Consider the following 17,699-nt stretch of genomic DNA (forward strand, 5'->3'; position numbering starts at 1 on the left):
CGGGGCGGCCCTGAGCGGGTCCGCGACCGGTGGTGGTCTCGCGCGTAGGCTGACGGCATGCCCGAGTACGCCGTTCCTGCACCCAAGCGGAGGCGGGGACGACCGCCCGGCGCGACGTCGACCGCCCGGGAACGCATCTTGGCGGCAGCGATCGACGAGTTCGGTGACCACGGATATGACGGTGCCACCATGCGCGCGATCGCGGCGCGGGCAGAGGTCGATGCGGCCCTCGTGCACCACTACTTCGGAACGAAGGCCGATCTCTTCAGCGAGACCATCGGTGCGCCATTCCGTCCCGATCTTGAGCTGCCCCGGATCCTCGCCGGCCCCCGCGACGGGGTGGGTGAGGGCATCGTGCGCTTCGTTCTCACCGCATGGGACAAGCCGGAGGTGCAGCGCCGCGGCGTCGTGCTCATGCGCGCTGCGCTGGGAAACAAACTGACGACTCCGCTGCTCACCGGCTACCTTTCCCGCGAACTCGTCGGTCGGATCGCCCGCGAGCTCGGGTCCGCGGATGCCGAGTTGCGCGCAAGTCTCGCGGCATCGCAGATCGCGGGCCTGATCGTCGCTCGATACATCGTGAAACTCCCCGGAGTCGCGGGTGCATCGATCGATGACCTCGCGTCGCGGGTCGGCCCCGCGGTGCAGCGCTACCTCCTCGGCTGAGGAGACTGCCCGGGGTCGAAGCGGCCCTCGATCAGCAGTCGTCGACGACGCGGGGTCGGCGCAGCTTCGTGGTCAGGGAGCGCAGCTGCCGGAGTTCGTCGTCGCTCAGACTCGACATCCGTTCGGCGATCGACCGACCATGAGCTGCCGCGACCTTCCGAAACAGCGCGGCGCCGTGGGGCGTGGCCGTCACGATCGCTCCCCGGCCATCGTCGGGGTCCGAGCACTTGGTGACCAGGCCGGAGGCGACCATCCGGTCGACCAGTCGGGACACACTCGGCTGGCTGATCAGCATGTTCGCGGTGACATCCCGCAGCCGCGCCGACATCTCGGGCGCGCGCGTCACGGTGAGCAGCACGTCGTACTCAGCCTGGGTGAGTTCTCCCACGACGAAATCCCCGCTGATCTCGGCGAGGACCTCGTGCTGCGCGCGGAACAGGCTTTCCCAGGCGTCGATCGCCAGTCGCCGGTCCGTCATGCACACCAGAGTACGACCCCAGCGGCGCCCTAGGCTGATCACATGGCAGCCCGGATACTCGTGCGGCGATCCCTCGGTGCCGCCGCCGCAACCCTCGCCGCACTGCTCACCCTCGTGGCGTGCTCCTTCAGCGTTGCGGTCGGCGACAGTGCGGCCGCGGTGTCGACCGACGTCGACGACTTCACGTTCCAGAGCATGGACGCCGACTACACGCTCGGACGCACCGACGACGGGGTGAGCACGTTGCGGGTCGTCGAGACCTTCGTCGCGGTGTTCCCCGAGTACGACCAGAACCGGGGGATGCGTCGAATCCTTCCTGACTCGTACCTGGGCGCGCCGCTGCATCCCGAGCTCGTCTCCATCACCGACGGCGAGGGAAACCCGCGACCTGCGGAGGTCGAGAGCGAGGATGGCGTCTACGCGATGACCTCGCGGTCCGATGACTATGTCCACGGCTCCCAGACCTACGTCTTCACGTACACGCTCGAGAATGTCACGCGCTTTTTCGAGGACACCGGCGTGGACGAGTTCTACTGGAACGTCAACGGCGTGGATTGGGCTCAACCCTTCGGAACGGTGACGGCGACGCTGCACGTGCCGGCCGAGCTGGCGCCCGAGCTGACGGGGGCGCAGGCCTGCTACGCCGGCAGCGCCGGTGCGACCGACCCCTGCTCGATCGCCTCGACGACGGATGCTGACGGCGGCGTCACGGTGACCGCATCCGCCACCGATCTGCAGCCCTCCCAGACCGTCACCGTTGCTGTCGCGTTCGCGGCGGGCACCTTCACGGCGTTCGACAGCTCCTACTTCGCCTCGCCCTACGGCTGGCTGCAGCTGTTCGCCTTCACGGCTGCCATCGGATCTTTGGTGTGGGCGATCGTTTTTCGGGTCAAGAGGCTGCGGGATGAGCCGGGCAGGCCGACGATCATCGCCGAATACACCCCGCCGCCGCGCATTGATGCACTCGAGAGCGCGGTACTTCTCGGCAAGTCGGCCAAGGCCATCCCCGCCGAAGTGCTGGAGCAGGCGGTGGTCGGCAGCATCCGCATCGAGGAGGCGGGACGCAAACTCTTCGGCGGAGTGAAGCTCAAGGCGGTACTGCGGGATCCCTCGCGTGCGGATCGCGACGGCGTGCTCCTGCTTCAGGGTCTGTTCCCGCACATGACCCCCGGCGACGAGTACGAATTCGGATCGAATGACACGCGGCTCTCGTCTGCCGCGCGGCGCATCATCAAGGCTGCCGAGGAGGAACTCAGCGCGGGAGGTCTTCGCCGCGTGGTCCCGAGCGCCGCGAGGTTCTGGCCGATGCTGGGGTCGATCGTCTTCGGCATCCTGACGATCGTGTTCGGGTTCATGGCATTCGGAGCCTTCGTGGACTCGCCGATCGTGTTCTTGTTCATGGTCGCGGCATTCGTCATGGTCTTCGTGGTCGCCGCCCTCGTCTCGCGCAAACCCCTGACTGCGGCGGGCGCCGAAACGCGCGACCACCTCAAGGGGCTGCAGATGTTCATCGAGTGGGCGGAAGCGGATCGGATCCGGATGCTGCAGTCTCCGCAGGGCGCGGAGCGGGTCGCGGTGGACGACCAGGGTGCGCGTGTCGACCCCGCGAACCCCCGCCAGATGCTGCGGATCTACGAGACGTTGCTGCCGTACGCCGTGGTGTTCGGGCAGGAGAAGGAATGGGCCGAGCGCCTGGCTGTGCTCTATGACCAAACCGGTGTCCCCGGCTGGTACATCGGGACCGCGGGCTTCAACGCGGCGGCCTTCTCCTCAGCGATCTCAACGCTGTCGACCACGACCACGTCGTCCACCTCGGGGGGCTCCAGTGGCGGCGGCAGCGCCGGCGGCGGTGGCGGTGGCGGTGGCGGTGGCGGCGTCTGACCCACGCCGGCGGCGATCAGGGATGGCCGCCGCGTCGTGACAAAGTAAGGGCCGGTCGGAGAGGCTTCCGACCGGCCCTTGTCCCTTGCACCAAGAGTGTCCTGCAATCACATGCCGGTAGCTGCCACAGCAAAACAACTACCGTGCAAGCACTCTATAACGGTGAGGTAACGGAAGGGAAGACCTTGCCGTTATCTTTTTGTGATTCTCTGCCACCCATGCCGCGGTCAGGGTTCGTGGAGGTTTCGTTCAGGAACAACACCCAGACTCGGACACTTGTGTGCCATCCCGAGGCACCCTCGTCCGGGCCCATCGATGCTGCCCGCCCCGATTCCCCTCATCAGGAAGCCGCTGACCTTCGTGCGTACACGCCCTTCGTCATCCATGTCCGCCTCTCACCCTCGCGCCCGGGCCGTTGCCACAGCAGCTCTCGGTCTCACCCTGCTGTTGGGAGCTCCGTCCACTGCCGCGTTCGCGCAGACGACAGCGCCGGGGAGTGCACCGCGGGCAGACAGCGCTCCGCCGTTGCCCGCGTCGATCCAGCCCGTCTCGGCCACGGTCCAGTCGCTGACCACGGATGCCGAGGCTGCACTCGCTGCCGCGGCATCCGTCATCGCCGACGCCGCCGCGCTCAACAGTGAGGTCGCTGCGTCGGGGCTGACCGTCGACGGGCCGACCACGGTGTCGGTCTCCGCGGTCGATGCGGCAGTTGCCGACCTCGACGACCTGGATCTCCTTCCGATCGTCCTTCTGCCCTCGCTGACCGCAGCGGTCGCCGATGTCGTCGCCGAGGCCGAGAAGGACGTCGACGGACTGCGCGAGCGGCTCGCTGCGGCAGTGGCTGCCGAGGAGGCTCGCCGCGCTGCTGAGGAAGCCGCGGCCAAGGCCGCCGCCGAAGAGGCTGCACGCGTTGCCGCCGAGGAGGCGCGGCGCGCCGCAGCGGCTGCCGCTCCGGCCGTGTCGGGGCCGGTGGCCTCCACCGGCGACAACTCACCGGGCGCTGCGCAGGCAGCGGCTCGCGACATCATGGCTTCCCAGTACGGCTGGGGCGACGGTGAGTTCTCGTGCCTCGTGTCGCTGTGGAACAAGGAGTCCGGCTGGAACTACGCCGCCTACAACTCCTCGAGCGGCGCGACCGGCATCCCCCAGGCCCTACCGGGCAGCAAGATGGCCTCGGCCGGCGGCGACTGGGCGACCAACGCCGTCACCCAGGTGCGCTGGGGTCTCGGCTACATCGCCGGACGCTACGGCTCGCCGTGCAACGCCTGGGGTCACTCCCAGTCGGTCGGCTGGTACTGATCGCGGTCGGTGTCGATCCCGTCGTGACAAAGTAAGGGCCGGTCGGAGAGGCTTCCGACCGGCCCTTGTCCCTTGCACCAAGAGTGTCCTGCAATCACATGCCGGTAGCTGCCACAGCAAAACAACTACCGTGCAAGCACTCTATAACGGTGAGGTAACGGAAGGGAAGACCTTGCCGTTATCTTTCTGTGACTGTCTTCACTCGACCCGCAGCGGCGCCAGGGCGGTGCCCGGCGGGTAGAAGCTCCCGAGCAGGAGTGAGCCGTCCACGGTCAGTCGCACGCCCTCCTCGCCGATCGTTGCGAACGGCACCCGGGCTCCCCGGCGGCCCGCGAGCGTCAGGCGGGTCCCGTTCTCGTCCAGCCGTGGTTGCGCGATGAGCCAGTCCATCAGCCCGCCGTGGGCGACAAACCGGACGAAGCCGGTGAACGCTCCCTCGAGTGAACCGTCTGCGGGGAAGACGACGTCATCCCCGTCCAGCCGCGCCCCGTCGCCGGCCTCGATCGTTCCCTCCGAGGAGCGCACATAGTCGTGCAGGCTCTGTTTGACGCCCCAGCGCAGCGCGCCGGTCATCAGCGCACCCGCCGGTGCACGGACTGGTAGGTGAGGTAGGCGTGCAGGCCCTCGATGCCGTACTCGACCCCGAGGCCCGAGTCGTGGCGACCGCTGAAGGGGGCGGCGTGGTTGGAGGCGAAAAAGTTCACGCCGATCGACCCCGTGTCGATGCGCCGCGCGACCTCGAAGGCGCGGTCCTCATCGGCGCCGAAGACGATGCCGCCGAGCCCGAACGGCGTGGCGTTCGCGATCGCCACGGCGTCGTCGATGTCCCGCGCCGGGATGATCGAGAGCACAGGCCCGAAGATCTCCTCTCGGGCGATGCGCATGTCGGGGGCGACGTCGGCGAACACGGTGGGGGTGACGAAGAACCCCTCGGCGATCGCCGGGTCGACGTCTCCTCCCGTTACCGGACGGGCGCCCTCGGCGATGCCGCTGCGGATGTAGCCGCGCACGATGTCGCGCTGAGCCCGCGTCGCGGACGGGCCGAACACCGTGGCGCCGTCGAGCGGATCGCCCTGGACCGCTTCGCGGATTGTCGTGGCGACGGCCTCCACGACCTCGTCGTAGCGCTCGGGCGTGACGATGAGGCGCGTCGAGATGTAGCAGGTCTGCCCCGTGTTGCGCATGCACGAGCGGATCAGCACCCGCCGAAGGTGATCGAGGTCGGCATCCGGCAGCACCAGCGCCGCCGACTTGCCGCCGAGCTCGAGGGTGACGGGGCGCAGGAGTTCACCGCAGGCAGCGGCGATGCGGCGGCCGACCGGGGTGGAGCCGGTGAACGCGACCTTGTCGACATCCGGATGCCGCACCAGGCGATCGCCGACCTGACCGTCCCCCGTGACGAGGTTGATGACGCCGTCGGGGATGCCCGCTTCCACGGCGGCATCGAGCACGAAGCGGATCGACAGCGGAGTGGGCGACGCGGGCTTGATGACGACGGTGCAGCCGGCGATCAGCGCGGGCGCGAGCTTGATCACGACGAGGTTGATGGGGAAGTTCCACGGGGCGATCAGCGCGCACACGCCGACCGGGTCGCGACGCACTGTCGTGGCCTGTGTGGGGTCGAGAGGGGCGATGCGGATGTCGTCCTGCTCGAGGAGGGGCGCGAGCTCCGCGAAATAGCGGATGATGCCCGCCGCGTTGGCGGCAGCTCCCGCCGTCTCGGAGATCGGCGAACCGTTCTCGAGGGTGCTGGTCACTGACAGTGGCCCGGCGCGGCGCTCGAGCGCGTCGGCCCAGCGGCGCATCCGTTCGGCGCGCTCGCTCGGCGACACGGCAGCCCACGCGGGGAACGCCGCCCGTGCGGCAGCGACAGCGCGGTCGACATCCTGCTCCGACGCCTTCGGCACCGACGCCCAGATCTCCCCGGTCGCCGGGTCCACCACCTCCTCGACGCCGTCGCTCGCATCGGACCGGCGGTAGTGGCCGCCGACGAACACATCGTCCACGTACCGGTAGGGGAGGGTCAGCGCCGCGGCGCGGTGGCTCGCCATCATCGGCGTTGCGGATGCTTCCCGCAGTGCGTCGGACATCGTCAATGCTCCTTGGTCACAGCAGGTCGATCTTGAGCAGCTCGATCGTGCGTCCCATCTCGGCCTCGGCCATGCGCCTGCCCGAGGCGGTGATGAGCTCGTCGAGCACGACAGCCTCGAGGTTCGCGACGATCTCCCGCGGCGTGACCCCGAACCACTCGGCAGAGAACGCGGTTCCGGTCGGCGTGAACCGCCAGAGCCGGTCGGCGTCGCGCACGATCGCGTCCTCGAGCGAGTGGTGGTCCAGCCGGGTGTCGTGCCCGTCGATGATGTCGGTGACCTGCGTGATGAACGCGTCGTCGAAGCCGAGTCCCGGCAGCAGTTCCCGGGCGATGTTGCAGCCCTCGATCTCGTGCTGGATGCGGGCGTCGGAGGTGCGCCAGTTCTCGGACCGGAACCCTTCGGCGATCGTCTTGTCCGCGTCGACCCGCGCCCACCCCGTGTCGTGCAGCAGGATCGCGACCCGGGTCACGAGCTCATCGGCGTCGGGATAGTCATCCAGCAGCAGCTCGGCGAAGTAGAACGAGAGCGGGATGTGGACGTCATTGCGTCGCGCCCGCATGTAGGGCTCGGCCGCGCGCCACAGGTCGTCGAGATCGGTGTAGCTGCGCCGCGGCGTCTGCCCGTTTCCGACGGTCTGCACCGAGTCGAACGTGTTCACATACTGGGTCATGAGGCCTCCCGTTGTGCCACCAGCGGTTCGGTGATCGACTGCTTCAGGGGTGTGGACAGGTCGGCTGCCGCCTCCGGCGCGATGGTGTGCCCCTTGCCGAGTGCCCCCCGGATCGCGAGGAACTCGGCCGGCTGGTTGACGCAGTCCGCCGCGATCAGCCGCCCGTCCCGGTAGTAGAGCACCGCGAAGCGCTCATCCTCGGGGCGGCCTCGCACCACGACCCTGTCGTATCCGGTGCTCAGTCCCGCGATCTGCAGCTTCAGGTCTGCCTGGTCCGACCAGAACCAGGGCACCGACCGGTACGTCGGGCGCTCCCCGAGCAGGCTCGCGGCAGCAATCTTGGCCTGTTCGAGGGCGTTGTTGACGCTCTCGATGCGGGTCGGGCCCGGGATCCCGAGTGCGTAGGGGTTGGGCATGACCGTGCAGTCGCCGGCGGCCACGGTGCGGCCGTCCGAGGCGAGGGCGTGCTCGTCGACGACCACTCCCCGGTCGACCTCGAGGCCGAGCTGGACGGCGAGTTCCGTGCGGGCGATGACCCCGATCCCGATCACGACGAGGTCGGCGGGGATCCTGGTGCCGTCGGCGAACTCGACGGCCACGACGCGAGAGCGTCGGCCGGCGGCATCCGCTACCCCGCCGACGATGCGCGTGAGCGAGGCGCCGAGAACGACCCTGGTCCCGCGGCGCCGGTGCGCGGCGAGGTAGAACGCGCTGGTCTCTTCGGACACGACACGCCCGATCAGGCGCGGCGCTGCCTCGAGGACGGTGACTTCCTTGTCCATGCTGCGGGCCACGGCGGCGATCTCGAGGCCGATGAAGCCGCCGCCGATGACCACGATGCGCCGGTGCGCGGGGTCATGGAGCGCTGCTTCGAGGGCGAGGGCGTCGTCGGCGTCGCGCAGGTAGTGCACCCCGTGGAAGTCGGTCCCGGGTATCGTCAGGCGCCGCACCGAGGATCCAGTGGCAAGGGCCAGACGGTCGAAGCCCAGGCTCCGGCCGCCCTGGGTCGTGGCGATCCCGCTGCCATCCAGATCGCGGTGCACCGTGACGACCCGGTCACCGCTGATGAGTTCGACGCCCTGCGCGTCGTACCACTCGCGGGTGCGCAGAATCACGTCGCCCGGGACGAGCTCGCTCTTGAGCCATTTCTTCGACAGCGGTGGTCGCTGATACGGACGATGCGGCTCCTCGCCGACCAGCACGATCGGGTCGGTGTCGCCGAGTTCGCGCAGGGTCGCCGCGATCTGGACACCGGCCTGCGAGGCGCCGACGATGAGCGTGGTGCCCATCAGATCTGCGCCTTCGGGGTGCGGACGCGGTACTCGACGCCTTCCTGCAGCGTGATCTGGCACGACAGCCGCGAGGTCTCCTCGCGCTCGACCGCGGTGCCGTCGAGCATGTCGTCCTCGAGGGGACCCGCGGGCCCGCCGACGAGCGCGAAGGTCTCGGGTTCGACGAAGACGTGACAGGTCGCGCAGGAGAGGCTTCCGCCGCACTCGCCGACGATCCCCTTCACGCCGTTGCGGACGGCGGTCTCCATGACCGAGTCGCCGGGGCGTCCCTGGATCGTCGTTTCGGTGCCGTCGTCGGCGATGTAGACCACAGTGCTCACGGGTGCTCCTTGTCAGATGAACTGCTTGCCGCCGTCGACGACGATCGTCTGCCCGGTGATGTAGGCGGCGTCGGGGGAGGTCAGGAAGAGGGCGGTGCCGACGATGTCCTCGGGAACGCTGGCCCGTTTGATCGCTCGCGCCGCGACACCGTAGGTCTCGGCATCCTCGATCTGAGCCAGGGACGCCTCGGTGAGGGTGAAGCCGGGCGCGATGACGTTCGCGGTGATCCCGAGCCCGCCGACCTCGCGGGCCAGCGTCCGGGTCATCCCGATCACGGCGCCCTTGGAGGCGACGTAGTGCATCCACTGCGGGGAGCCGCTGAAGACCGTCGCCGAGGCGATGTTGACGATCGCGCCGCCCTCGCTCATGCGCGAGACGGCGGATGCCGAGCACAGCCACGTGCCCTTGACGTTGACCGCCATGACCCTGTCCCACTCGTCGGGATCGATCTCGGCGAACGGGGCGCGATGGATGGTCGCGTAGATCGCGGCATTGTTGACGAGGGCATGGATGCTGCCGAACCGGTCGACAGCGGCATCCATGAGCGCGTCCGTCGAGGCGCGGTCGGTGACGTCCGTGCGCACCGCGAGCGCCCCGACGCCCCGCGCCCGCACGAGCTCGGCCGTCTCGGCGGCGCCCGGCTCGTTGACGTCGGCGATGACGACGTTCGCGCCGCGCTCCGCGAATCCGAGGGCGAACGCGCGGCCGAGGCCTGCCGCGGCGCCCGTGACCACGACAGTGCGGTCGGCGTGGGTGGTGCTCATGCGTCCAGCTCCCGGGGGGTCGTCTGGGTCCACTGCGGGCTCTCGGTCATGCATTCCCACGCGAGGAATGCGCGTGACATGGCTTTGGCTTCGGGGGTGAAGAGGTCATCGACCGCGCGGGAGGCGTTGAGGATCGCCGACTCCTCACGGGTCAGGCCGAATCGCGGGACGGCGACGTCGATGCCGTGCGGGGAGACCCGCCAGACCTTGTCGGCATCCTTCACGACCGAGTCGTTGAGACTGATCGCGGTGAGCCGGGTGTCGTGCCCGTCGATGATCGCGACGACCTCCTCGATCACCGCCGGCGCGTGCCCGAGGCCCCCGAGCACCTCGCGGGCGATGCGAGCGCCTTCCTTCTCGTGCTGGATGACGATGTGGTGCAGGCTGCCGTCCCGGTCGGGGGCGATCGCGTTGAACGCAACGACTTCATCGACAGTGGACCACCCGGTGTCGTGCAGGATGATCGCCGGCAGGACCACATCGGGGTCGGCATCCGGGATCATCTCGCACAACGCCCGGGCGATCCCATACGACACGAGCGTGTGGGCGTCGTTGTCGCGGGTGCGAAGGAAGGGGAGTGCGGCGTTCCAGACGGCGTCATCCCGCTCCCTCATCTCGAACATGCCCTTGGTGGCGTCGCGCGACGGGATGTGCGCGGAGACGTCTCGTCCGAGCAGATTGACGGGGGAGCGGGATGTACGCGTCATGGTGTTCGCCTCCTGACCCTCAGTCGAGGATCGTGACCTTGCCCTGGTTGCCGTCCACCCGCAGGCGGGTGCCGGTGGTGATGGTGGTCGACGCCTTGCCGGTACCGGTGACGGCGGGGACGCCGTACTCGCGGCAGACGATCGCGGCGTGGCTCATCATGCCGCCGATGTCGGTGACGGTCGCCGCGATCTTGCCGAACACCGGTCCCCAACTGGGGGCCGTGACCGGGGCGACGAGGATCTCACCCTGCTCGAGTTCGCCCAGCTGCGACGCGTTCGTGATCACCCTGGCGCGACCCTCGACGACGCCGCCGGAGGCAGCCATGCCGGTCAGGACGCCTTCTTCGGCGTCGTCGGTTCCCAGCCACTGCTGCACCTGCTCGGTGGTGATACCCCACAGCATGACGGTGAAGGGCTCGCTGATCTGGGCGGGCGGCGTGTTGAACGCCGGCTGCGGGCGTTCCTTCTCGAGCGCGGCGACGATGGCGCGACGGCGTTCGATCTCGGCAGGCCAGTAGGTCGGGCCGATCGGTTCCGTACCCACCGCCCACGCGCTGGCATAGTCGAACAGCACGGGGCGCACCTCGTCGCGGCTGAGGTAGAGCAGATCGTTGGGCTGCGGCCAGAAACCCTGCTCGTGCAGCAGGTTCGACAACTGGCGGACCTTGCGCCAGAACACGCCCATCGTCCAGTGCTCGATGTAGAAGTTGTGGTCTTCCACGTACGGGTAGACGGTGCGGGCAAGGCCCAGCTTGCCCTCGAACGTGGCGCGGGCCTCGTCGTCGAGCACGGAGGCGTACTCCTCGGCGATCCGGTCGCGCTCGGCGAGCAGCTCCTCCTTGGGCCGGCCGAGCGTCTCGCCTGCCGCCACCCGTTCGACGTAGTCGCGGATGTAGCCCATCGGGATGTCCAGGTCGTCGCGCCAGTACTTGTCGTCGCCGTAGAAGCCGTTCCCCGACGTGTAGTTGAACCACGGGTCCTGCGCGGCTTCCCATGCCTGGATCCACTCCTGACCGCCGGCGGTCTCGCGCAGGAGGGCAAGCGTCGCCTCGGCATTGCCGTCGCCCTGGGCGAAGGCATCCTGCACGCCCAGCTCGACGGCGAGCTCCGACAGCTTCTTGAGCTCGTCGTCGGGACGGAACAGCACCGAGTCGACGCCGGCGACCATCTTCGCGATCGCCAGGTCGGGGATGCCGGGGAAGGCCTCCTTGCAGAACTGGAACAGGTCGAGGTAGGCGACGTATCCGAGGTTCAGGAACTCCATGTGGTGCTCCCAGTTGCGATAGGCCAGCGCGAGGAGCTTGTCGTATGCCTCAAACAGGTCCACCGAGGGGTCATAGCCGACGCCGTCGGTGATCGTCTCCATCGGCACCATCTCGGGCAGCGGCGTGAACTCGATCGCCTCGAGCTCCCTGATGTTGTCGGTCACCTTGGTGTGCCAGTTCTCCAGCAGCGACTCCCAGTTCTGGAAGTAGTGGCCGGCGCGGGCCAGGAAGTGCGGCACACGATCGGCGATCTGCTCGGGCGGCACCGGTACGGGGCTGAAGTAGGTGTAACCGTTGTGGATGCGGTAGTCGATGCCGTTGGCCGGCGGGACCAGGTAATGCCGGGTGTTGTACGCGCCGAGGTTGCGGCTGGCGAACTCGACCGCGGTCACCTCGAACGGCTTGAACACGTTCGGCCAGTGCTGACTGTCGCAGAACCAGAAGCGGCTGTCTTCCTTCTCACGCAGCTCCTCGCGGAAGACGAGGTTATAGGGGTACAGCGACTCCCAGCCCTCCGACCCCGCTGGCGCGGTGAGTTCATACGGGGAGGGGAAGGACTTGGACGTGGTTGCGGTGTCGGACATTGCATCTCCTTCGATACGTCCGCGACGTGCTCGGCGAGCGACGTCGTCTCGGGTGGTGTGGGCGGTGGAGCAGTACGCCGGGTCAGCGGATGCCGAGACTCGAGAGCATCGAGGTGGCGATGGCCGCGATCCCGGAACCCTTCGACGTGATCGTGATCGTGTTGGTCGTCGACTTCGGCGACCAGATCGTCTCGGGGCGGGCCTGAAGCAGCAGGACATTGCCGCCGGCCGGAAGGTCGGCGTCGATCGCCCACTCGATGTCCTGCGGCCGGCCGTAGTGCTTCTCGGCGGCCTTGGCCAGGCGCGCGACGGCCATCAATTCGTCATCGCTCAGACTCGGGGCACCGGCCCGGTCCTCCGCCACGGCCCGGCGCACGATTCCGCCGCGGCCGTTGGGGACGAGTTCCTCGCCCTTGTGGCTGATCGCGCGGGTGACCACGGTCATCATGACCTTGTCGAGGAGGAAGTTGTCGGGGGTGACCTCGCCCGAGACGACCATTTCGCCGAGTCCCCAGCTGGATTCCACGACGATCTTGGTGCGATCGCCGGTCTGCGGGTCGAGGGTCATCGCGACGCCGGACGAGCGCGAGTTGACCATCTTCTGGACGGCCACAGCCATCGACAGGCCCTCGTCGGGGATGCTGTTGCTCAGGCGGTAGGTGATCGCGCGAGCCGTGTAGAGGCTTGCCCAGCACTCGCGGATCTTGTGCATGACGTTGTGTTCACCCACGATCCATAGGTAGGTGTCCTGCTGTCCGGCGAAGCTCGCATCGGGGAGGTCTTCGGCTGTCGCGCTGGAGCGCACAGCGACGGCGACCTCGCCGCCGCAGTGCTCCATGAGTGCCCGGTAGGCACTTACGACCTCTTCGCGGACGTCATCCGGGATCTCCTGCGTGAGGATGAGCTCGCGCACGTGCTCGGCGCGGCGTTCGACCTCTGCCACGTCGGCGACGTCGTGAACGTTGAGATCCGCGAGGATCTCGAGGATGCGCTGACGCAGGCCGGTGCCGTCCATGACCTTGTCGAAGGCATCGGTGGTCACGGCGAACCCGGGCGGCACGGGCATGCCGGCGGAGGTCATGATGGCCAGGCTGTTGCACTTGCCGCCGAGACGCCCGATCGAGGGCTGCTCGCCGGAGTCGAACGCGAAGGTGTAGATCTGGGGGAGGGCGGGACTCACGGCGATCAGCTCCAAAGGACGGGGACAGCGTCGGGAACGCGGAAGGACAGGTTGTCGCCGAACGTGATCTGCACGTCCGGTACGAGGCGGAGGTTCGGAAGGCGGCGGGCGATCTCCTCGACGGCGATCTTCGTCTGCAGCTTGCCCAGCATGTTGCCGATGCAGTAGTGGATGCCGTAGCCGAACGACAGATGCGAACGGGCATTGCTGCGTGTGATGTCGAACGTGTCGGGGTCGGGGAAGACCGCGGGGTCACGGTTGGCGGCGCCCATCAGCAGCAGGACTTTGGCGCCGGCGGGGATCGTGACGCCGGCGATCTGCCCCTCCTTCTCGGCGTGACGGCGCCAGGCGATGATGCTGCCGCTCACCCGCAGCACCTCGTCGATCGCCCCGGGGATAAGGGAGGGGTCCTCACCGATGCGGGCGAACTCGTCGTTCGCGAGCAGTTCGCGGACGGTGTTCGAGATCAGGGTCGTCGTCGTCTCATGACCGGCGAAAAGGAGGCTGTAGAGGAAGGAGGCGATCTCGTGATCGCTGATCTCGTCGCCCTCGGCCTGGAAGCGGACCATATCGGACACGAGGTTGTCGCCGGGGGAGGTCTTCGCGTCGGCCACGAGCTGGCGGCAGAAGCGCCAGTACGCCACGAGGTTCTCGGCGTGGGGAACCTGCTCCTCGTCGGTGAGGTCGCTCCAGGTGATCGCCGTGCGAGAGCTTGCCCACGCCTTGACCGTCTCGATCATGTCGACCGGCACGCCGATGAGGGTGAAGATCGTGATCGTGGGCAGATCCCAGGCGATGTCGGTGAGGATGTCGCCGGGCTCGCCCTTCGCGACCATCCGATCGATCAGCACGTTGACGTTGTCGCGGATGAAGGGCTCGAGCACCTTGTAGCGGCGCGGAGTGAAGGCTTTGGTCGCGATCGCTCGAATGCGTGTGTGCTCCGGAGGGACGCGCGCGGAGAGCCCCGAGTAGGCGGTGAAGTCGCCGTCGGCGAGCACCTTCTTGGCCGCTTCGCCGAGCGGTCGGATGGGCTGCTGCGCATTGGCCGACGAGAACGTCTCCCAGTCGTCGAAGACGCCCTTGACGTCCTCGTAGCGGGACACGACCCAGTAGCCGATCCGATCGTCGTAGAAGACAGGTGCCTCCTCGCGGAGCGCCTTCCACGACCCGAACGGATCGGTGAGCTTGAACGGTTCGAACCCGTGGTAGTCCCGTGCCGCAGTCGGTGCGGTCCTGCTCATGCTGTTCCTCCTCGAACGAGTGCCTCGACTCTTCAACGAGGATCGACGGCGTGCAACCGGGTTTTCTCACCGCCTGAGAAAGATGCGGCCTGGGGAGCGATGCGTCGCATCACGGCGCCGGCGCTTCCTCCGCGCATCGCACGGCTGATCTTGTCAGCGGTGCCCTTGACCGCGGGGCGGAGGCGCTCGATCTCGCCTGCCTGGCTGATGTCGAACACCAGGGCGACCGAGGCCACGGTCTCTTCCTCGTACACGATGGGGGCTGCCAGCGAGATCGCGCCGAGCCGCATCTGCTCGTACGTGACCGACAGACCCTCCCGCCGGACCGTGTGGATGATCTCGGCCAGTTCCCCGGGGTCGGTCACCGTGCTCGGGGTGGGGCTCTCGAGCTCGCGGGCGAGGTAGGCGTCGACGAACCAGTCGGGTTGTGCGGCCAGGAGCACACGCCCGACCGCCGTGGCGTGCAGGGGCAGCCGGCCCCCGATCCGTGACACGATCGGCAGCTTGCGTGAGTTGTAGACCTTGTCGATATACAGCGAGTACAGCCCGTCACGAATCGCGAGATGAACGTTCTCGTGAGTCAGGTCGAAGAGGTCCTGCAGGAACGGATGAGCTCGGTCACGCAATCGTCGTCCGGCCTGCTGGCCCAGCGACCACAGCCGGAAACCGATCTGATATCGCCCGTCGGAGCCCTTGCGCAGCGCTCCCCAGCCCTCCAGTGACGCCACGATCCGGTACGTCGTCGAGACGGGCAGCCCCGCCCGCTGGGCGATGCCGGCCACGGTGAGGGAACCCGTGGTCCCTTCGAAGGCGGCGAGGACGGCCAGGACGCGGTCGATCACGCCGTGGGGTCCGTGTTTGTCCTCGGCGTCCGTCATCCTGGCTCCTCCATCGCGCTCACGTCGCTGCCGGCACCTCGACGAGCTCGGGGTCGGGCTTGCGGATCTCCGCGTGCGGGTCGATGCCGAGATCCTCGGCGATCTGGTGCCAGGCATTGAGCGAGCTGCCGCGGCCGATACCGGAGCCGGAGTGGACGTTGGACGAGCAGTTGTACAGGTTCGGCAGGATCGTGCGATAGCCCGCGAGTTCGGGGATCGGGCGGAAGCGTCCCAGCTGGCTGGCCAGATGCGCTCCCTCGACGTAGCCGCCCTCGATCATGTCCGGGTGTGTGGAGCGCACGCGAGGCGGAAGGAACCACTCGATCGCGGCGATGTTGTCGGCGGTCATGTTCTTCGCGTACGTCGGCCACTGGGCGCGGATGCGCGCGTCGAACTCCTTCTCGAGGCGGGCCCAGCCGTCATCGTCGAAGAACCGGATCGGGGCTGTGAACTCCTCGATGCCCGTGATGTGCTGGCCCTTCGGCGCCCGGGTGGTGTCCCACTGCGAATCCGTGCTCGAGAGCATCAGCATCCTGGGCGAGATGCCCTCCGAGAAGATGTGTGCCTGATAGCGGGTCGCGAACCAGTCGGGATCCTTCGGACCCCAGTACAGGCGGGGCTGCGCACCGGCCTCGGCGACGCCGGTGGTGCCCGCGTAGTCCGGAGCCTCGTGGGTGACGACGTTGGCCCACACGAGCTGGCCCCGGTCGTACACGACGTTGCGGAGGCGGTGACGGATCCGCTCGGCCACCTCTCCGTGGCGCATGAGCTGGAGCACGGTCTGGGGTAGGCCCAGGTCCGAGACGACGATGTCCGCCCCGACGAACGAGCCGTCGGCGAGTCGGATGCCGGTCGCCCTGCCGTTTTCCTGCACGATCTCATCGACGCGCGCACCGGTGACGTACTGCACCCCGCGCATCCTGCCGGCCCTGACCAGAGCCGCGGTGATCGCCCCCGTTCCCCCGATCGCGATCGCCGCGGGTTCGAGCGAAAGCACGAGCGCGAGGTTATGGATGAACCCCTGCAGGCCAGGAACGTCATCCGGGTAGCACCCCGTGGAGGTGACCCCCGCGCGCATGAACAGCGTGCGCAACTCGTCGGACTCGAACATGTCGTAGGCGAGCTGACGCATCGTCATGAACTGGTGCACGGGTTCGATGAGCGACCCGGGCACGTCGATCAAGGCTTCGAGCGGGTCGGGGGTCCCCCACGGTGGCGGCGGAGTGAACCGCTGCCGACCGAATGCGCCTTTGATATGCGCGGAGTAGGCCTCGTGCACCCGCAGGTACGTGTCGGCATCCCGGCTGCTGAAGGCGCGGATGTTGGCCTCGGTGCGGGCGACGCCCTCATCCCACGGTTCTGCGCGGCCGGACTCGTCGACCACGCGGGCTGCGGAGTAGCCGATGAAGACGGAGCCGTCGTCGAACACCATGGCTTCGTTGCCTTCGGGGAAGACGTAGCTCAGGCCGAGATCGCCGAGTCCGAAGTCCTTATAGGCCGGATGCCCGTAAAAGCGCGTCCAGTGCGCACAGGGGTTCTGCGTCACCCCCGCCGTGGGCCCGGGCATGCTCTGTGCGCCGCCGCCGAGGTGCGAGCGCGCCTCGAAGACGGCGACGCTCAGGCCCGCCCGCGCCAGGTACGGCGCGATGATCGTTGCATGGTGTCCGCCGCCAATGATGACGGCGTCAAAGTGATCGGTCACGTTTCATCCTCGAAGTCGCGATCTGGTTCGTCCCTGGTAGGGCGATCAACGTAAACCGACCGCGTGTGCCGTGACCACGGCCCTTCTCATCATATGAGAACGGCTGTTGCCCCTGCCATGGGGTCCCCGCACGATGGTGCCTCAACCAGAAGGAGGGCGACGTGGCCCAGGAACCCCTGAGCTGGCAGCAGCTGCTCGACCTCGTCACCGCTATGGACGGCGGTCACTACGACGAGGTCGCGATCACGTGGGGCGAGGTGTCGGTGCGGCTCTCGCGCACCGGGCCCATCGATGCGCCGGTTGCGCCATCCGTCACAGCCGCCCCGGCGCCCGCCATGGCCGCGTCCCCTGCCCCCGCGTCTCCTGCCCCCGCGTCGCCCGCGCCCGTGTCGCCCGCGCCGGCCCCCGTCGTCGACGCCGCCGCGACGGAGAGCGCCGTCGGAGCGGCGATCACGGCACCGATGCTGGGCGTGTTCTACCGCCGACCCGCTCCCGGCGCGGCGCCCTTCGTCGAGCCCGGAGACGCCGTCGAGGCCGACACCACGATCGGGATCATCGAGATCATGAAGCTCATGAACCCCGTCGTGGCAGGTGCCGCCGGCACGATCGCGGCCTTCGAGGCGGAAGACGGCGCGCAGGTGCAGTTCGGTCAGGTCCTCGCACGGTTCGAGGCGTGAC

Annotated in this window: 17 protein-coding genes; 4 read left to right on the forward strand and 13 right to left on the reverse strand. The window is 68.2% G+C overall.

Annotated elements, in window-relative coordinates; genetic code table 11:
* Positions 1-57 precede the first annotated feature (57 nt).
* Positions 58-666, forward strand: a complete 609-nt coding sequence (locus AC3ENO_RS00850) for a TetR/AcrR family transcriptional regulator (protein WP_434968735.1) — start codon at positions 58-60, stop codon at positions 664-666.
* A gap of 31 nt (positions 667-697) precedes the next feature.
* Here AC3ENO_RS00850 and AC3ENO_RS00855 read toward each other — a convergent pair whose 3' ends face one another.
* Positions 698-1,144 carry a MarR family winged helix-turn-helix transcriptional regulator gene (locus AC3ENO_RS00855; RefSeq protein WP_434968736.1) on the reverse strand — a complete coding sequence of 149 codons (447 nt, stop codon included), beginning with the start codon at positions 1,142-1,144 and terminating at the stop codon, positions 698-700.
* 42 nt (positions 1,145-1,186) lie between these two features.
* Between AC3ENO_RS00855 and AC3ENO_RS00860 the strand changes: the two genes are divergently transcribed.
* Together AC3ENO_RS00860 and AC3ENO_RS00865 are read left to right on the forward strand one after the other, a co-directional pair.
* On the forward strand, positions 1,187-3,025 hold the full coding sequence (locus AC3ENO_RS00860; RefSeq protein WP_434968737.1) for a DUF2207 domain-containing protein: 1,839 nt from the start codon (positions 1,187-1,189) through the stop codon (positions 3,023-3,025).
* 384 nt (positions 3,026-3,409) lie between these two features.
* The gene (locus tag AC3ENO_RS00865; RefSeq protein WP_434968738.1) at positions 3,410-4,324 is read left to right on the forward strand and encodes an aggregation-promoting factor C-terminal-like domain-containing protein; all 915 of its coding nucleotides are present in this window, start codon (positions 3,410-3,412) and stop codon (positions 4,322-4,324) included.
* Between the two features lie 198 nt (positions 4,325-4,522).
* Here the strand turns inward: AC3ENO_RS00865 and AC3ENO_RS00870 are convergent, their stop codons facing one another.
* From AC3ENO_RS00870 to AC3ENO_RS00925, 12 genes are all read right to left on the reverse strand, one after another.
* On the reverse strand, positions 4,523-4,897 hold the full coding sequence (locus AC3ENO_RS00870) for an HtaA domain-containing protein (protein ID WP_434968739.1): 375 nt from the start codon (positions 4,895-4,897) through the stop codon (positions 4,523-4,525).
* Positions 4,897-6,414, reverse strand: a complete 1,518-nt coding sequence (locus tag AC3ENO_RS00875; protein WP_434968740.1) for an aldehyde dehydrogenase family protein — start codon at positions 6,412-6,414, stop codon at positions 4,897-4,899. Before AC3ENO_RS00875 ends, AC3ENO_RS00870 begins: the two co-directional genes overlap by 1 nt.
* 16 nt (positions 6,415-6,430) lie before the next feature.
* Positions 6,431-7,087 carry an HD domain-containing protein gene (locus AC3ENO_RS00880; RefSeq protein ID WP_434968741.1) on the reverse strand — a complete coding sequence of 219 codons (657 nt, stop codon included), beginning with the start codon at positions 7,085-7,087 and terminating at the stop codon, positions 6,431-6,433.
* Positions 7,084-8,376 carry an NAD(P)/FAD-dependent oxidoreductase gene (locus AC3ENO_RS00885; protein WP_434968742.1) on the reverse strand — a complete coding sequence of 431 codons (1,293 nt, stop codon included), beginning with the start codon at positions 8,374-8,376 and terminating at the stop codon, positions 7,084-7,086. Before AC3ENO_RS00885 ends, AC3ENO_RS00880 begins: the two co-directional genes overlap by 4 nt.
* Positions 8,376-8,699 (reverse strand): 2Fe-2S iron-sulfur cluster-binding protein, encoded by a 324-nt coding sequence (locus tag AC3ENO_RS00890; RefSeq protein WP_434968743.1) that lies wholly within the window; start codon positions 8,697-8,699, stop codon positions 8,376-8,378. The genes AC3ENO_RS00885 and AC3ENO_RS00890 overlap by 1 nt, the downstream gene beginning before the upstream one ends.
* A gap of 12 nt (positions 8,700-8,711) precedes the next feature.
* Positions 8,712-9,464, reverse strand: coding sequence for an SDR family NAD(P)-dependent oxidoreductase (locus AC3ENO_RS00895; protein ID WP_434968744.1), 753 nt, complete (start codon positions 9,462-9,464; stop codon positions 8,712-8,714).
* A complete protein-coding gene (locus tag AC3ENO_RS00900; RefSeq protein WP_434968745.1) occupies positions 9,461-10,171 on the reverse strand; it encodes an HD domain-containing protein in 711 nt (236 codons plus the stop codon). The genes AC3ENO_RS00895 and AC3ENO_RS00900 overlap by 4 nt, the downstream gene beginning before the upstream one ends.
* A 19-nt stretch (positions 10,172-10,190) precedes the next feature.
* Positions 10,191-12,020, reverse strand: a complete 1,830-nt coding sequence (locus AC3ENO_RS00905) for a PEP-utilizing enzyme (protein WP_434968746.1) — start codon at positions 12,018-12,020, stop codon at positions 10,191-10,193.
* Positions 12,021-12,102: 82 nt separating this feature from the next.
* On the reverse strand, positions 12,103-13,200 hold the full coding sequence (locus AC3ENO_RS00910; protein ID WP_434968747.1) for a PEP/pyruvate-binding domain-containing protein: 1,098 nt from the start codon (positions 13,198-13,200) through the stop codon (positions 12,103-12,105).
* A gap of 5 nt (positions 13,201-13,205) precedes the next feature.
* Entirely contained in the window at positions 13,206-14,441 is a 1,236-nt protein-coding gene (locus AC3ENO_RS00915) for a cytochrome P450 (protein WP_434968748.1), read from the reverse strand.
* A gap of 32 nt (positions 14,442-14,473) precedes the next feature.
* Positions 14,474-15,319, reverse strand: a complete 846-nt coding sequence (locus AC3ENO_RS00920) for an IclR family transcriptional regulator (protein ID WP_434968749.1) — start codon at positions 15,317-15,319, stop codon at positions 14,474-14,476.
* 19 nt (positions 15,320-15,338) lie between these two features.
* Positions 15,339-17,021, reverse strand: coding sequence for a phytoene desaturase family protein (locus tag AC3ENO_RS00925; RefSeq protein ID WP_434968750.1), 1,683 nt, complete (start codon positions 17,019-17,021; stop codon positions 15,339-15,341).
* A gap of 161 nt (positions 17,022-17,182) precedes the next feature.
* On the opposite strand from AC3ENO_RS00925, the gene AC3ENO_RS00930 reads away from it, so the two are divergent.
* Positions 17,183-17,698: an acetyl-CoA carboxylase biotin carboxyl carrier protein gene (locus AC3ENO_RS00930; RefSeq protein ID WP_434968751.1), complete on the forward strand. Its 516-nt coding sequence runs from the start codon at positions 17,183-17,185 to the stop codon at positions 17,696-17,698.
* Position 17,699: the final 1 nt, after the last annotated feature.

This window comes from Microbacterium sp. bgisy207, assembly GCF_057706855.1.

Coding starts and splice junctions, on each gene's coding strand:
- AC3ENO_RS00850 (WP_434968735.1), top strand. CDS start 58: ATGCCCGAGTACGCCGTTCCTGCACCCAAGCGGAGGCGGGGACGACCG.
- AC3ENO_RS00855 (WP_434968736.1), bottom strand. CDS start 1,144: ATGACGGACCGGCGACTGGCGATCGACGCCTGGGAAAGCCTGTTCCGC.
- AC3ENO_RS00860 (WP_434968737.1), top strand. CDS start 1,187: ATGGCAGCCCGGATACTCGTGCGGCGATCCCTCGGTGCCGCCGCCGCA.
- AC3ENO_RS00865 (WP_434968738.1), top strand. CDS start 3,410: ATGTCCGCCTCTCACCCTCGCGCCCGGGCCGTTGCCACAGCAGCTCTC.
- AC3ENO_RS00870 (WP_434968739.1), bottom strand. CDS start 4,897: ATGACCGGCGCGCTGCGCTGGGGCGTCAAACAGAGCCTGCACGACTAT.
- AC3ENO_RS00875 (WP_434968740.1), bottom strand. CDS start 6,414: ATGTCCGACGCACTGCGGGAAGCATCCGCAACGCCGATGATGGCGAGC.
- AC3ENO_RS00880 (WP_434968741.1), bottom strand. CDS start 7,087: ATGACCCAGTATGTGAACACGTTCGACTCGGTGCAGACCGTCGGAAAC.
- AC3ENO_RS00885 (WP_434968742.1), bottom strand. CDS start 8,376: ATGGGCACCACGCTCATCGTCGGCGCCTCGCAGGCCGGTGTCCAGATC.
- AC3ENO_RS00895 (WP_434968744.1), bottom strand. CDS start 9,464: ATGAGCACCACCCACGCCGACCGCACTGTCGTGGTCACGGGCGCCGCG.
- AC3ENO_RS00900 (WP_434968745.1), bottom strand. CDS start 10,171: ATGACGCGTACATCCCGCTCCCCCGTCAATCTGCTCGGACGAGACGTC.
- AC3ENO_RS00905 (WP_434968746.1), bottom strand. CDS start 12,020: ATGTCCGACACCGCAACCACGTCCAAGTCCTTCCCCTCCCCGTATGAA.
- AC3ENO_RS00915 (WP_434968748.1), bottom strand. CDS start 14,441: ATGAGCAGGACCGCACCGACTGCGGCACGGGACTACCACGGGTTCGAA.
- AC3ENO_RS00920 (WP_434968749.1), bottom strand. CDS start 15,319: ATGACGGACGCCGAGGACAAACACGGACCCCACGGCGTGATCGACCGC.